A 13,646-nucleotide genomic window follows, 5' to 3' on the forward strand; every position below is an offset into this window, starting at 1 on the left:
ATCCTGCGTGGCCCGGTGCGAACCAAGGTTCGGCCGGGCTGCGCCCCCATCGCGAAATTCCCTTCCCCACACTCACTGCGTCGGGACAAAAAAATGAACAGACTTCCTGCCACTCCCCTGCGTGCGATCCGCACGCACTATCGCCGGCCCGGCATCGCCGCTCTAGGCTGCCTTGCCGTCGCTTTGAGCGGCTGCTCGCTCGCTCCCGATTACCACCGCCCGGCCTCGCCTGTCGCGCAGCAGTATCGGGAGCCGGTCACCTCAAGCGCCGATGGCCGCATGGTCACTGACATCAGATGGTCCGACATGTTCGCCGACCAGAAGCTGCAGAGGCTCATCCAGCTCGCTCTCGACAACAACCGCGACTTGCGGGTCGCGGCCCTGAATATCGAGAAGGCGCGCGCCCAGTACCGCATACAGAGGGCCCAGCTCATCCCCGACGTGGGGGTGACGGCCACGGGGACCGAACAGCACCAGCCCCGGGACATGGCGATGTTCGACAGCACGTACAGCCTTGGCGTCGGCATCAGTTCCTATGAACTGGACCTGTTCGGGCGGGTGCGCAGCCTGAAGGACCAGGCTCTGCAATCCTATCTCTCGACGGTCGAGGCTCGCCGCGCGGCACACATCAGCCTGATCTCGGAAGTGGCCACCACCTATCTCACGATGGCGGCGGATCTGGACCTGCAGAAGCTCGCGCACGATACGCGGGACAACCGGCAAAGGTCGTTCGACATCCTCACGCAGCGCCATGCCGCCGGCACTGCCTCGTTGCTCGAAGTCAGGCAGGCCGAAGGAGAACTGGAAGACGCAAAGGCAGCGGCGCTGGCTTCGGACAATCAGGTCGCCATGGACCGCAATGCGCTGGATCTGCTGGTGGGCGCTCCTGTGGCCGGACAGTTCCTGCCGGAGAAGGACACGCTCACGTCCATTGTCAGGTTGCGCGATATTCCCGCCGGCATCCCGTCGGACCTCCTTCACAACCGGCCCGATATCCTTGCTGCCGAACACGATCTGATGGCTGCGAATGCCAATATTGGCGCGGCCAGGGCGGCATTCTTCCCCAGCATCAGCCTGACGGGCGGCGTCGGACGCGCCAGCACGGAGTTGGAAGACCTGTTCGACAATGGCAACTACACCTGGAGCTTCACGCCCCGGATAAACCTGCCTATCTTCACCGGGGGCAAGCTGAAGGCCAATCTCGACATTTCCAAGGCCGGCCGGGATATCGCGGTGGCGCGCTATGACAAGACGATCCAGTCGGCCTTCCGGGAAGTATCCGATGCCCTGTCGCAGCGCAGCGTGATGGACGGCCAGTTCGCGGCGCGGCGGCGGCAGACCGAGGCGGCACGGGCCAGCAGCGATCTCGTGGACGTTCGCTACAGGGAAAAAGTCGCCGGTTATCTGGAAGTCTTGGACGCGCAGAGGACGCTCTATGCCTCCGAGCAGAACCTTATCCGCACGAAGCTGACCCAGGAGGCCAATCTGGTCACCTTGTACAAGGTGCTGGGCGGCGGTTGGAGCGAGCAGTCCCCCGAACAGCCTTCAGAGCAGCCGAACACCCCGGTCGAAGGATACGCACGATGACCATCGGCGATGTAAAGGCAACCGACGACGGTTTGATGCGGCGCACTCGCACACAGGACCGCAAGGAGGCGCGGCGGCAGCACCTGCTCGATGTCGCACGGGCGCTTTTCTATGAGAAGGGTTTCTCCGCGACGAGCATCGACGACATCATCCGCCGCGCAGGGGGAGCGGTCGGGACCATCTATCTCTATTTCGGCAGCAAGCTGGCACTCTTCGAAGCGGTCATCCGAGACGAAGCGGCCAAGTTTTCGTGCAGGGTGGCCACCGCCCTCGATATGGCCACGGAGAAGAACCTCTCGCTTGAAGAAGCGGCCGAAAAACTCGTGGGCGCGGCAACGGACGAAGAAGCGATCGGCCTGCTGCGCCTCGTCATCGCGGAGGGGCAGAGATATCCGATCATCCGGGAGATCTATCGCGAGATCCTGGCAGGCATCCACCAGGATGTCAGGATGCTTATCCGCAGATCGGAGTTCTGCCGGGGTCAGGTCCTGTCGGTGGAAAGCGTCGATCTGATCCTAACGACACAGATCGCCGATGCCCAATTGAGCCTTCTGACTGGTGTGAGCGAAAACGGCGCTGGCCCTCTGTGCCAACGACGGTGAGACAAAGCACCGCCGGTAATTTAGCCTTGAGGGCGCGGATGAGATATCACCATGGTTATGCCGCGTATACCAAACGACGAGACGAACTCCGCCGCCGCGGGCGCTGCCGCCGAGGAAGGCCGAAGGCCGACGCTGGTGGCAGCGCCCGCGGCGGCATCGCCCGAGCTCTCGGACCGCCCGCAGCGGCGGAACTTTGGCGCCAAATATAAGCTGCAGATCCTCGACGAGATTGATCGTGCCGCCGGCACACCAGGGGCGATCGGTGCCATCTTGCGGCGTGAAGGAATCTATTCCTCCTCGATTACCGAGTGGCGGCGGTTGCGCGCTACTGGGGCATATGAAGGTCTGAGCCCCGTGAAGCGGGGCCCAAAGCCGATGGCATCCAACCCCGTGTCAGCAGAGCACGCGCAGCTGAAGCGAGAGCACAAACGGCTTCAGCAGCGCCTGGAGCGTGCCGAAGCTGTGATAGAAATTCAAAAAAAAGTCGCGCGTTTGATAGGCTTCCCGATCGAGGACGACGAGAAGCCGTGATGGATGCGTTGGCTACGCTGGGTACCGGCTCGGGCATCATTGCGGCGGCTTGTGACGCGCTGGGCGTGTCGCGTGCGACTTTCCATCGCCGTCAGGTTGCTGTGGCTTATCCCCCCGCTGCTCGCGGCAAACGGCCAGCGCCAGCGCGTACCATTCTCGGGCCAGAGCGTCAGCATATCATCGATTTGCTGCGAGAGCCGCACTTTGCAGACCTCGCACCTGCGGAGATCTACGCTACGCTGCTCGATCAGGGCATCTACCACTGTTCGATCCGTACAATGTACCGGATCCTCCACGAGCATCAGGAAGTTAGGGAACGCCGTCGGCAACTTCGCCACCCCGTCTATCAGAAACCCGAGCTGCTGGCCGAAGGCCCCAATCAAGTCTGGTCATGGGACATCACCAAGCTCATGGGGCCGAGCAAATGGACCTACTTCTACCTTTATGTAATCATTGATATATTTAGCCGACGCGTCGTTGGATGGCATGTCGCCGACACCGAAAGCGCTGCTCTGTTCAAGCCGCTATTCGAAGATTGCGTCGCCAAACATAACGTCTCACCAGGCCAGCTCACCCTACACGCCGACCGCGGGCCATCGATGAAGGCCAAGGCTACCGCGCTCATGCTCGCCGATCTCGGCGTCACCAAATCCCACAGCCGGCCATATACCTCGAACGACAATCCTTTCTCGGAAAGCCACTTCAAGACATTGAAATATCAGCCACAGTTCCCAAAACGCTTCGGCTGCGCCCAAGACGCAAGGACGTTCTGCCGGCACTTCTTCGCCTGGTATAACCGAGACCATCATCATCTCGGCATCGGGCTGATGACGCCCGACCAGGTGCATTACGGCCAGGCAGATGCAGTCCACGCCGCCCGTCAAACGATCCTCGATGACGCCTACCGCTCAAACCCAGAGCGCTTCGTCAATCGACCACCACGACCGCCACAAAAACCAACCGCGGTCTGGATCAACCCACCGGCCCAGGAGCGAAAGACGATAGCTTAATCTCCCGACCCGGCTGTCTCACAATCGTTGACACGTTCCGTGGGCCGGCGCAGGCATGCGAAGTTCGCAAAGGGATCTTGCAGATGCTTGTCGTCCAGAAAAACTAGGCGATCTGGTGTTCCTGGAGCGGCGGCCGATCACGTCAAACTACTCAGCGCACCCAGTTTAGCGAAGTTTGCTGCGGCTCTTACACGGTTAAGGTCGGACGCTTACGCCTTTGCCACCGCCTAGTTCTCAAGCGAGCCGAGTTTTGCCAGTTCCCCAGGGGTGGCGCCTGTCCAGGCCTTGATGCCGCGGCAAGCGCTCGATGCCTCTGAGTATCCTAATTGCTCGGCGAGCCGGGCGACGGGAGCTTGACCCGGTGCGCACAGTTCACGCGCCTTTCTCTCACGCTCGTCGCGAACGATCGCTCGTAGGCTGGTGCCGCTTAGCGCCAATTTGCGCTGCAGCGTTCTCTCCGCGAGCCCCACGGCCTTACCGATGGTAGCCAGCGTTACCGGCTCGGTGCCGAGGCGTGCGGCGACCGCAGCTTGTACGCGCTCGACGAGGAACGCCGGCAACCCGCGATCTTCGATCAGGTCGCTGAGGTGGCGCTGCATGAACGGAAAGAACACCGCCGACGCGGCATCGCGGAAGGTCGTGCCGGCGTCATCGTTGTCGATCAGGATGCGGTTGGTCTCCTGCCCGAAATAGATCGGGGCCTTGAAGAACTGGCGGAGCGGCGCAATGTCGTGCGGGGCGGAATCCTCGAAATGGATTTCGCTTGGGTGCCAATGCGGGCCGAGCCGCAGGCGCAGCCAGCAGATCGTCGCGCCGATGGTGAAAAGTGCATCCTGCCGCCGCAGTCCGCTAAGATTGCGCGCATGAACCCGGTACGACCAGCTGAACAGGGCCTTGTCCTGTTCGCAGATCGCATCGGCCCCCTCCTGCCATGCGCCGAGGAAGGCGCTGAGATGCGCGAACCCGTCGGAGATGCTCGACGCCGTGCTGAACAGCACCCCCAGCGGCCCCAGCGCGCTGGGTTGGAAGCGGCGGCACAGTTCGAGGCCGAGATTAGGCTCGCGATAGCGTCGGGCGGCCCCTTCGAAAAAGACGAGATAATCGCGCAACGGGATCCAGGCATAGGGATCAGCAGATGCAAGCGCGGGCGTCGGCCAAGGTGCTCTGCCCTGCGCCATGGCCCAGTCGCGCGTGGCGGCCGTGACCGAGTGAAGAACGCTGGTTCGCACCCGGGGCTCTGCGTCTGAAGATCGTGCCATCGCCTCCCTCGAAACCGGAACGGACCGCCGGCACAACCCGCAGCTCTGCGCGGCATCCACGGCCAAACTAGAAAGACTGGCGCATTTCGTCAATATACTGGCGCATTTAGTCAACGCGATTGGCGTCGATACATGTAGGTTGAACATATCAAGAATAAAAACATTCCCGAAAATCTTATCGGGCAAATTTCGCGCTTAAATCGGCACGATAAGAGGCCGGCGGCGCACGCACGTCCTGAAAAAATCTGAAATAACGGGCCTGAAGAAAACAGGTCGGGAGGAAAGCAGTAACTGCAAACATGGGGGTAAAATCGATGAAGCGTATATTGTTATTTTGCACATCCTCTCTCACACTATGTTCAGCTCCGGCCTTCGCCCAGCGAACGGCTGAGGCTGCGGACCAGGCCCAGACATCCGTTGCCGAAAACAGCGGCGAGATCGTCGTCACCGCGACGCGTTCGGCGCAGGTCGTCAGCCGCGTGCCGATCAGCATCAGCGCCTACAACCAAGCCTCGCTCGACAAGACCGGCGTTCGCGACGTCGCCGGCATCGTCGCGCAGACCCCGGGCTTGGTGTTTCAGACCACCAGCCGCGCCACCAACATCGCCATCCGCGGCATCAGTTCAACCGCTGGGGCGGCTACGACCGGGATCTACATCGACGACACCCCGATCCAGATCCGTTCGCTCGGTTATGGCGGTGGCAATGCCTATCCGATCATCTTCGATCTCGACCGGGTCGAAGTCCTGCGCGGCCCGCAAGGCACGCTGTTCGGCGCCGGCTCGGAAGGCGGCACGGTGCGCTTCATCACCCCCAAGCCCGACATGACCCGCCAAAGCGGCTACTTGCGCAGCGAGTTGGCGTTCACCGAAAGCGGCGCCCCGTCGTACGAGGCGGGAGCGGCACTCGGCGGCCCGCTGGTGGCCGACAAGATCGCCTATCGCGCCAGCGGTTACTATCGCCGCAACGGGGGGTATGTCGACCGGCGCAACTTCGACACCAAGGCCACGGTCAGCCACAACGACAACTGGGACCGCAGCTACGCCGGCCGTCTCGCCTTGGCCTTTGCGCCTAGCGAGACGCTGACGATCACGCCGTCGATTTTCTACCAGAATACCTTCTCGCACGGGTCGTCGTTCTACTGGGATAGCCTGTCCGATCTCGATGCGCACCGCTACATCAACGACCAGCCGGGCGCCGAACCTTCGCACGACGAATTCTACTTGCCCGCGCTAAATATCGACTACGACATGGGGCCGATGCGCCTGGTCGCCAACGCCTCCTACTTCGACCGCAGCACCCGCAATACGGTCGATTACACGACCTTAAACCAGAGCCTGTTCACCGGCATTTCGCTGCCCAGCATCCCCGGGCAGCACGCGGAAAGCAATTACAGCAACACCCAGAAGAACTACACTGGCGAGTTGCGCCTGCAATCGAACGATGCCGACGCGCGGCTGCGCTGGGTGGTGGGCGGATTTTGGTCGCGCAACCGGCAGACCGCGCAGCAGCAGGTCGCGGACACCTACTTCCCGACCTATATCCTGAGCACCTTCGGTGCTCCCTATACCGCGATCTTCGGCCAGTCCCTGGTCGATGGTCACCTGATCTACGACCAGGTTACCCGTTCGGTCGATTCACAGTATGCCATCTTCGGGGAAGCCACCTATCGCATAGTCGAAGGCCTCTCCTTCACCGCTGGCCTGCGCTACAGCCATACCAAGTTCGAAATCTCAGCACTGGCGCAGGGCCCCGTGGTCGGTCCGAAGACCATCGACTCCGGAGTCCAAAAGGAAAATCCGGTCACGCCCAAGTTCGGCCTCAATTACCAGTTCAACCGCAACAACCTCGTCTACGTGACCGTCTCCAAGGGCTTCCGGCCGGGCGGCTACAATCCCGCCGTCGGGCTCCCGTGCAACGGCAACCTCGTCAGCCTGGGCCTGACCGACCGTCCGCCGCTCTACAACTCGGACTCGGTGTGGAGCTACGAGGTCGGATCGAAGAACAAGGCTTTCGGCGGCAAGGTCCAACTGGCGGCCAGCGCCTATCAGGTCGACTGGAACAGCATCCAGCAGAACGTCTTCCTCAATAGCTGCGGCTTTCAGTTCACCGGCAACCTCGGCTCGGTACGCAGTCGCGGCTTCGATCTCGACGTGCAGGTGAACGTGACGCCGAACCTGCTGGTGTCGGCAGCAGTCGGCTACACCAACGCAACGTTCCAGAAGACCGTGTTTGGCGGCCCGAGCGCGACCAGCGCGGTGGCGAGTGCCGGTGATGCGGTGGTCGCCCCGCCGTGGACTGTGGCGCTGCACGGCGAATACACCCGCCCCGTGCTTGACGGGCACGAAGGCTACCTGCGCCTCGACTACAACTTCAAGAGCCATCAGGCCGCGATGACCCCCGGCCTCAATCCCGCCAACGGCATCGCCGATCCCACGATCGACAACGTCCCTGCCACGCACCTGCTCTCGCTGCGCACGGGCCTGCGGCTCAATGGCATCGATGTCTCGGCGTTCGTCAACAACCTGCTTGACGACAACGCCTGGATCGCCCGCCAGCGCGACAACACCCGCTCCACGCTGTATCGCTCCATGTCGAACCGCCCCCGGACCTGGGGCATGACTGCGTCCTACCGCTTCTGATGCCGCTATCCGGCCCCGTGGCCGGACAGCAGCCCATCCACAGCGGACAACACGGATCGAGGACCATCTGCATGGAACGATCGAAAACCAGAATGCAGGACGCGCCACACGACCGGTTGACCGGTTCGATCGGCGTCGGCCACATCGTCTTCTTCGTAGTCGCCGCCGCCGCGCCGCTGACCTCGGTAGTCGGCGCCTCTCCCGCCGCCTTCGCCTTTGGCAACGGCGCGGGCGTACCGGGGACCTATCTCGTCGCGGGCCTGCTATACCTGCTCTTTTCGGTAGGTTTCACCGCGATGAGCACCCGCATCGATTCGACCGGCGGGTTCTTCCAATACATCACGCTGGGCCTTGGCGGGCGCATGGGGGCGGCGGGCGCAATGGTCTCGATCGCCACCTACTCCGCGATCCAGTTGTCGATCCTCGCGCTGGCCGGGGTCTACCTCGGCGATGTCGCAGGCCCACTCGGCCTGGCCCTGCCATGGTGGGCCTGGGCCGGGGCGATCATCGGCGTCGTGATGCTCGTCGGCCGCCGCCATGTCGAGCTGAGCGGCAACATCCTGGGTGTCTGCATGCTGGCCGAAATCGCCATCCTGCTGCTGCTCGACCTGGGCTGCCTGCTGCATGCCGGGCCACACGGCATCGGCCTCGACGCCTTCGCTCCCAACATCGTATTGGGCAAGGGGCTGGGCGTCTCGATGGTCTTCGTGATCGGATCGTTCATGGGCTTCGAGGCCACCGCGCTGTTCGCCGAGGAAGCGCGCGATGCAAAGACCAGCATTCCGCGCGCGACCTACCTCGCGGTCGGGGCGATCATGGCCTTCTATGCCTTCTCGACCTGGTCAATCACCCAGTATTACGGCCCGGACCGGGTCACGGCGATTGCCGCCGCCGGCCTCGACACGTTCTATTTCCGCGCCACGGAAGAGGTGCTCGGTGGGTGGGCGACCGCGGTTATGCGCGCCCTGCTGATCCTCAGCCTGTTCGCCTGCGCGCTTTCGCTGCACAGTTCGATTAACCGTTACCTGCTGGCACTCGCCCGCGAAGGCCTGCTGTCGCGTTCACTCAGTAGGGTCAACCCGGCGCACGGCGCTCCGGTCGCCGCCGGCAAGGTACAGGGGGCCATGGCCGTCGCCCTCGTCGTCGGTGCGGCATTGCTGCGGCCGGATCCCTATGCAGTTGTCTTCGGCTGGGCCTCGGCCTTTGCGGTAATGGGCATCCTGGCCGTCCAAATCGTGGTCTGCATCGCGATCGTGCGCTTCTTCCGGAACGTGCCCGATTGCCCCTCGCGCTGGGTCGGGCTGGTTGCCCCGACCCTCGCCGGGCTCGGTCTCGCGGTCTGTCTCGCCTGCGTGATTGCGAACCTGCCCCTGCTCGCCGGTAGCGATAGCCCAGCCCTGCATATTTTCCCGGCCGTGCTCGTGCTGATCGGACTGGCTGGTGCGTGGCGCGCGCACGCTCGCCGGCGTGATCGGCCCGGGCGCGATGCCACCCTACGACTTTTGGGAGACGAAACATGAGCTTGCCACTTGCCAACGACCTCTGGAAGCGCCTCGACGCCCCAAACTACTATCGGGCCACCAAGAAGTATAACCTGTCGTTTCCGGTGCTCGAGGAAAACCTCGACGTCGACGTCGTGGTTATTGGCGGCGGCTTTTCGGGGATCAACACCGCGCTCGAACTGGCCGAGAAGGGCATCACCAACATCGCCGTGCTCGAGGCCCAAGTCCTCGGCTATGGCGGCACCGGCCGCAACGGTGGGCAGGTCATGGCCGGTATCGGCCACGACATCAACGCAGTTTCGCGCCATGTCGGTCCTGAAGGCATGGAGACGCTTTTCCAAATCGGGACGCTCGGCGCCGGGGTGATCCGCGAGCGCATCGCGCGCTATGGCATTGATGCCGATTTGTGCCGCGGCTATGGCTACCTCTCGCTCAACCCGCGCCAGACCCGCACCCTGCACAAGTGGCTGAGCGAATTCACCGAGGCCGAGCCTGACGAGGACATCGAACTGCTTCAGGGCACCGCCGTGCACACGGTAATCGGGTCCGACCGCTACGACGCGGTGATCAAACACATGGGCGGTGGCCATGTCCATTCGCTCAACCTCCTGCTCGGCGAGGCCACGGCACTGGCTGGCCACGGCGCGCGCATCTACGAGCACAGCCCAGTGCAGTCGGTCGACTATGGCCCGCGCATCATTGTGCGTACGCCAAAGGGCACGGTGCGCGCCAATAAGTTGCTGTGGGCCTGTGACAGCTTCCTCGACAAGCTGGAGCCGGCGATCCACGCCAAGACCATCAATACTTATTCGTTCCAGGTCGCCACGCAAGAACTGCCGTTCGAAATTGCCGAGCGCATCAGTCCGATCCGCGGCGCGTTCAGCGACATCAGCCCGGTGATCAACTATTTCCGCGTCACCAACGAGAACCGCCTGCTGTTCGGCTCGGCCACGCGCTGGCTGGAATACGTCCCGCGCGATTTCGCCGCGTGGAACCGCAAGCTGATGTTGGAAATCTTCCCGTTCCTCGCCGACACGGCGATCGACTTTGCCTGGGGCGGGCCGATGGCCTGCAGCGCCAACCTGTTCCCGCAGATCGGCACTCTGCCCGACCGGCCCAATGCCTTCTACGTCCAGGGCTATTCGGGCTTCGGCGTGACCCCCTCGCACATCGTCTGCAAGGTGCTGGCAGAAGGCATGAGCGAGGGCTCTGCCCGCTACGACCTGGTCCGCTCGATCCCTCACGCCGCGATCCTCGGCAAGGATCACTTCGCCCCCGCGCTGCTGAGCGCCGCCAAGACCTGGCACCAGCTTGCAGGCTATTTCAACGGTCGCCGCTGACCCCGTTTTCAAAAGAGTTCGACCATGACGCTGTTTCCCTTCGCTACCGATGCCCACCCCGACCTCGATCCTTGGGGTACCGTCGTCGACCTCGGGTCTGAACTGCTCGCTGGCAAAGGCGCCGCCTTCGGCAAGATCACCGCCGGAACCCCGGACGCGCCATTCCACTCCGCTTATTTCGGCGTCAGCCGCAGCCAGTTCCGGATGACCTACCCGTTCAACGAACATGCCGTCGTGGTCGCGGGAACGGTATCGCTGACCGACGAGGCCACCGGCGAGAGCCGCACCTTCACCACAGGCGAGGGCTGGTTTGTCGAAAAGGGCACCGCGATCGTGTGGGACGTGCAGTCCGACCTATTCGTCAAGCATTATCTCGCCGTAGCATGATCCGTATCCCTCGTTTCAAGGACACTTGCGCCATGTCGCGACGCCCTCTCTTCAAAACCGTGCTGACCCTTCTCGCCGCCACCACCGCGGCCACCGGTGCAGGCAGCGCGTACGCTGAGCTCGCCAATGCCGGGGCGGCGGTGCCCCCGCCGCCTGCCGACCTGGTCCTCTATAACGGGCACGTATTGACACCTTCGGGCTGGGTCAGCGCGGTGGCCTCGAGCGACGGCGCGATCGTCGCGCTGGGCGACGACGCACTTGCCAAGGCCAGTGCCGCTGCCAACGCGAGGATGATCGATCTGCACGGCCAGACCGTCCTGCCCGGCCTGCACGACATGCACGCTCATCCGATCTCCGCCGGCACGGCCGAAATGCAGTGTCAGATCGCCCCGGACAGCACGATGGAGCGCTTGCTCGCCACGACCGCCGCATGCGTCAAGGCGAAGAAGCCAGGCGAATGGGTCGTGGGACGGGCCTATGAACCCGCCGCGCTGGGCGCCGCACCGAGCAAGGCTCTGCTCGACACCATCGCCCCGGACAACCCGGTTATCCTTACCGATGTCTCGATCCATGCCTCGTGGGCCAACAGCGCCGCGCTGCGTCTGGCAGGGATCACCCGCGACACTCCCGACCCCAAAGGCGGGGTGATCGATCGCGACGCGAACGGCGAGCCCACCGGCATCCTGCGCGAGGCCGCAGCCTTTATCGCCCGTGAGAAAGTCCCCGCCGCCAGCCGGGCCGACAATGTCCGGGCACTGCAATGGGCGCTCGACAAGATGATGTCTTACGGCATCGTCGCCTTCGACGATGCGCTGGTCACCACCGACGCTGCCCAAGCCTATGCCGACCTTGCCGATTCCGGCAAGCTGAAGCCCTTCGTGCGCGGCTGCCTGATCTCCACCGATCCGCACCTCATCACGTACCGCCAGGTCTATGCGCGCGCGCGCTTCGAGCCGACCTGCATCAAGATCCTGACCGACGGCGTGCCTAACGACAGCCACACCGCCGCCATGCTTGATCCCTATCGACCCGTCCGCGGCGTGCCACACGACGAGCGACCCAACGGCCTGCTGATGATACCGCCGGCCCAATTGGCCCGCGACGTCACCCGCTATGATGCAATGGGCTTTACCGTGAAGCTGCACGCCGCTGGCGATGCGGCGGTGCACGAAAGCCTTGAGGCCATCGCCGCAGCGCGCAAGGCCAACGGCTTTTCCGGCCAGATGCACGATGTCGCCCACAATAGCTTCGTCGCTCCTAGTGACTTGGTGCGTGCGCACGACATCGGCGCCACGCTGGAGTTCTCGCCCTATATCTGGTTCGACTCCCCCATCGTGCGGGGCGTGCAGCAGGCGGTCGGCCCCGAGCGCATGAAGCGCTGGATCCCGGTCAAGGAGGCGCTCGACGCCGGGGTCTTCGTCATCCCCGGATCGGACTGGAACGTCGTGCCTTCGGTCAATCCGTGGCTGGCGATGGAAACCCTGGTCACCCGGCGCGGCCCCGGCGGCAGCGGCGAGCCGGTCGGCCTCGCCGAGGCGATCACCCTCCAGCAGGCCTTCAACCTGTTCACGATCAATTCCGCCCGGCATATGAATATAGCCGACCGCAGCGGAACAATCGAGATGGGCAAGCGCGCTGATCTGGTCGTGGTCGACCGTGACATCTTCGCCGTGCCAGTCACCGCCGTTCATGACACGAGGGTCGTAATGACGATCATCGATGGCGAAGTGGTCTATGCCCGACCGGGCCCTGACCGCCTCCCGCCGAACGAAGGTAACTAGAAATGTTGCTGGCATTCCAGCAACATTTCTAGAGTGGTGTTCTGTGTGTTGAGTAACACACAGAATTGATGGAGTGGGTGACCCACCCCATGGCATCGGATGTGCTATAGTGATGTTTCCAGACGTCACGACAACAGATAGGCAGCACCGCTTACATGCGCGGGAACATGGAGTTGTAGACAGTGTCGGAAATTTTAAGCGGGGCGTCTTCGCGCGCGTCATGACGTTCGCTTTCCGTCGGCCTGGCCCAGTGGGTAACTAAGGTTCTAGGTTTTCGAACGCCTCCGGGAGCTTGGGCTGAAAGTCAGATGTCACTGGGTGGTCTCCCGAGAAGCTGTGATCAGGTCCTCCACCGTGCGAAGGCAGTGGCGGATCTGGATTTGCTCGTCCTGCAGCTCTTGGCGCCCGACGCGAGGCCTCGCTGGACGGCCTCGTGGCTGCCGGCATCCTCGCCGAGGATGGCGCGGAAGCGCTTTGCCTACATCTCCTGAGCTACCTTTTTCACTGCCGTGCGGGCCGGGCCGACATAGATGTGGACTTCCCGAATGGTGCGATCGACGGCTTCAGGCCAGTAATAATAGGTCACATAGCTATCGCCTGCTGGTCCTCGCATCACGATAAGTTGGAAATTGCGGAAAGCGGATCATTGTTGACCATTTCGCCTTGTATTGGCACCCGCAGGCCCTGTGTTCCGACAGTTATGACGGCCATCAACAAGCCAGCCAACGGCAAAGGCGCGTAAACGGGATTGATCTCGGCGGAGACCCGGCTGTGCGGTCCGACTAAGGTTCCGTCCTGCAACCGGGGCATACCCTCGACGTTGGAGGCGATCGTGTCTTTCATCAGCTAGCGATGCTGGAAAGGGATGTGAGAGCTCTCGTTCTGGGTATCGAACGCGACTTTCCAGTTCGAGTGATTATCGAATACGCAGCTGTTCATCCGCTCGAACCGGTGAATGGCCGCACCCTGAGGCATTGCGCGATCTCTCCGAGCGATTCATCGAGC

General features: G+C 62.9%; 10 protein-coding genes and 1 pseudogene. 8 read left to right on the forward strand and 3 right to left on the reverse strand.

Annotated features, from left to right (window positions below; translation table 11 throughout):
- Window positions 1-93 precede the first annotated feature (93 nt).
- From SKP52_RS01425 to SKP52_RS01440, 3 genes and pseudogenes are all read left to right on the forward strand, one after another.
- Window positions 94-1,587 (forward strand): efflux transporter outer membrane subunit, encoded by a 1,494-nt coding sequence (locus SKP52_RS01425; RefSeq protein WP_052207714.1) that lies wholly within the window; start codon window positions 94-96, stop codon window positions 1,585-1,587.
- Window positions 1,584-2,189 carry a TetR/AcrR family transcriptional regulator gene (locus SKP52_RS01430; RefSeq protein WP_052207715.1) on the forward strand — a complete coding sequence of 202 codons (606 nt, stop codon included), beginning with the start codon at window positions 1,584-1,586 and terminating at the stop codon, window positions 2,187-2,189. The genes SKP52_RS01425 and SKP52_RS01430 overlap by 4 nt, the downstream gene beginning before the upstream one ends.
- A 51-nt stretch (window positions 2,190-2,240) precedes the next feature.
- Window positions 2,241-3,730 (forward strand): annotated as a pseudogene (locus SKP52_RS01440) (IS3 family transposase).
- Between the two features lie 227 nt (window positions 3,731-3,957).
- Here SKP52_RS01440 and SKP52_RS01445 read toward each other — a convergent pair.
- Together SKP52_RS01445 and SKP52_RS26420 are read right to left on the reverse strand one after the other, a co-directional pair.
- Window positions 3,958-4,839: an AraC family transcriptional regulator ligand-binding domain-containing protein gene (locus SKP52_RS01445; protein WP_160292344.1), complete on the reverse strand. Its 882-nt coding sequence runs from the start codon at window positions 4,837-4,839 to the stop codon at window positions 3,958-3,960.
- 325 nt (window positions 4,840-5,164) lie between these two features.
- Complete coding sequence (locus tag SKP52_RS26420; protein ID WP_052207716.1) at window positions 5,165-5,482, reverse strand: hypothetical protein; 318 nt, start codon at window positions 5,480-5,482, stop codon at window positions 5,165-5,167.
- On the opposite strand from SKP52_RS26420, the gene SKP52_RS01450 reads away from it, so the two are divergent.
- The 5 genes from SKP52_RS01450 to SKP52_RS01470 all read left to right on the forward strand — a co-directional run bounded on the left by SKP52_RS01450 (window position 5,469) and on the right by SKP52_RS01470 (window position 12,641).
- Window positions 5,469-7,631 (forward strand): TonB-dependent receptor, encoded by a 2,163-nt coding sequence (locus SKP52_RS01450; RefSeq protein WP_052207717.1) that lies wholly within the window; start codon window positions 5,469-5,471, stop codon window positions 7,629-7,631. The genes SKP52_RS26420 and SKP52_RS01450 overlap by 14 nt on opposite strands.
- Window positions 7,632-7,702: 71 nt before the next feature.
- Complete coding sequence (locus SKP52_RS01455; RefSeq protein WP_148308981.1) at window positions 7,703-9,151, forward strand: APC family permease; 1,449 nt, start codon at window positions 7,703-7,705, stop codon at window positions 9,149-9,151.
- On the forward strand, window positions 9,148-10,473 hold the full coding sequence (locus tag SKP52_RS01460) for an NAD(P)/FAD-dependent oxidoreductase (protein WP_039570884.1): 1,326 nt from the start codon (window positions 9,148-9,150) through the stop codon (window positions 10,471-10,473). Before SKP52_RS01455 ends, SKP52_RS01460 begins: the two co-directional genes overlap by 4 nt.
- 24 nt (window positions 10,474-10,497) lie before the next feature.
- A complete protein-coding gene (locus SKP52_RS01465) occupies window positions 10,498-10,860 on the forward strand; it encodes a cupin domain-containing protein (protein ID WP_039570886.1) in 363 nt (120 codons plus the stop codon).
- Window positions 10,857-12,641, forward strand: a complete 1,785-nt coding sequence (locus SKP52_RS01470; RefSeq protein ID WP_148308982.1) for an amidohydrolase — start codon at window positions 10,857-10,859, stop codon at window positions 12,639-12,641. Before SKP52_RS01465 ends, SKP52_RS01470 begins: the two co-directional genes overlap by 4 nt.
- A gap of 612 nt (window positions 12,642-13,253) precedes the next feature.
- On the opposite strand, the gene SKP52_RS01480 is transcribed toward SKP52_RS01470, so the two are convergent.
- Entirely contained in the window at window positions 13,254-13,484 is a 231-nt protein-coding gene (locus SKP52_RS01480; RefSeq protein ID WP_039570894.1) for a hypothetical protein, read from the reverse strand.
- Between the last annotated feature and the right edge of the window lie 162 nt (window positions 13,485-13,646).

Source organism: Sphingopyxis fribergensis (assembly GCF_000803645.1).
Classification (GTDB): domain Bacteria; phylum Pseudomonadota; class Alphaproteobacteria; order Sphingomonadales; family Sphingomonadaceae; genus Sphingopyxis; species Sphingopyxis fribergensis.

Bases quoted from the DNA above. Each gene is read 5' to 3' on its own strand.
- SKP52_RS01425 (WP_052207714.1), top strand. From the start codon at position 94: ATGAACAGACTTCCTGCCACTCCCCTGCGTGCGATCCGCACGCACTAT.
- SKP52_RS01455 (WP_148308981.1), top strand. From the start codon at position 7,703: ATGGAACGATCGAAAACCAGAATGCAGGACGCGCCACACGACCGGTTG.
- SKP52_RS26420 (WP_052207716.1), bottom strand. From the start codon at position 5,482: ATGCTGATCGGCACGCGGCTGACGACCTGCGCCGAACGCGTCGCGGTG.
- SKP52_RS01470 (WP_148308982.1), top strand. From the start codon at position 10,857: ATGATCCGTATCCCTCGTTTCAAGGACACTTGCGCCATGTCGCGACGC.
- SKP52_RS01480 (WP_039570894.1), bottom strand. From the start codon at position 13,484: ATGAAAGACACGATCGCCTCCAACGTCGAGGGTATGCCCCGGTTGCAG.
- SKP52_RS01430 (WP_052207715.1), top strand. From the start codon at position 1,584: ATGACCATCGGCGATGTAAAGGCAACCGACGACGGTTTGATGCGGCGC.
- SKP52_RS01460 (WP_039570884.1), top strand. From the start codon at position 9,148: ATGAGCTTGCCACTTGCCAACGACCTCTGGAAGCGCCTCGACGCCCCA.
- SKP52_RS01465 (WP_039570886.1), top strand. From the start codon at position 10,498: ATGACGCTGTTTCCCTTCGCTACCGATGCCCACCCCGACCTCGATCCT.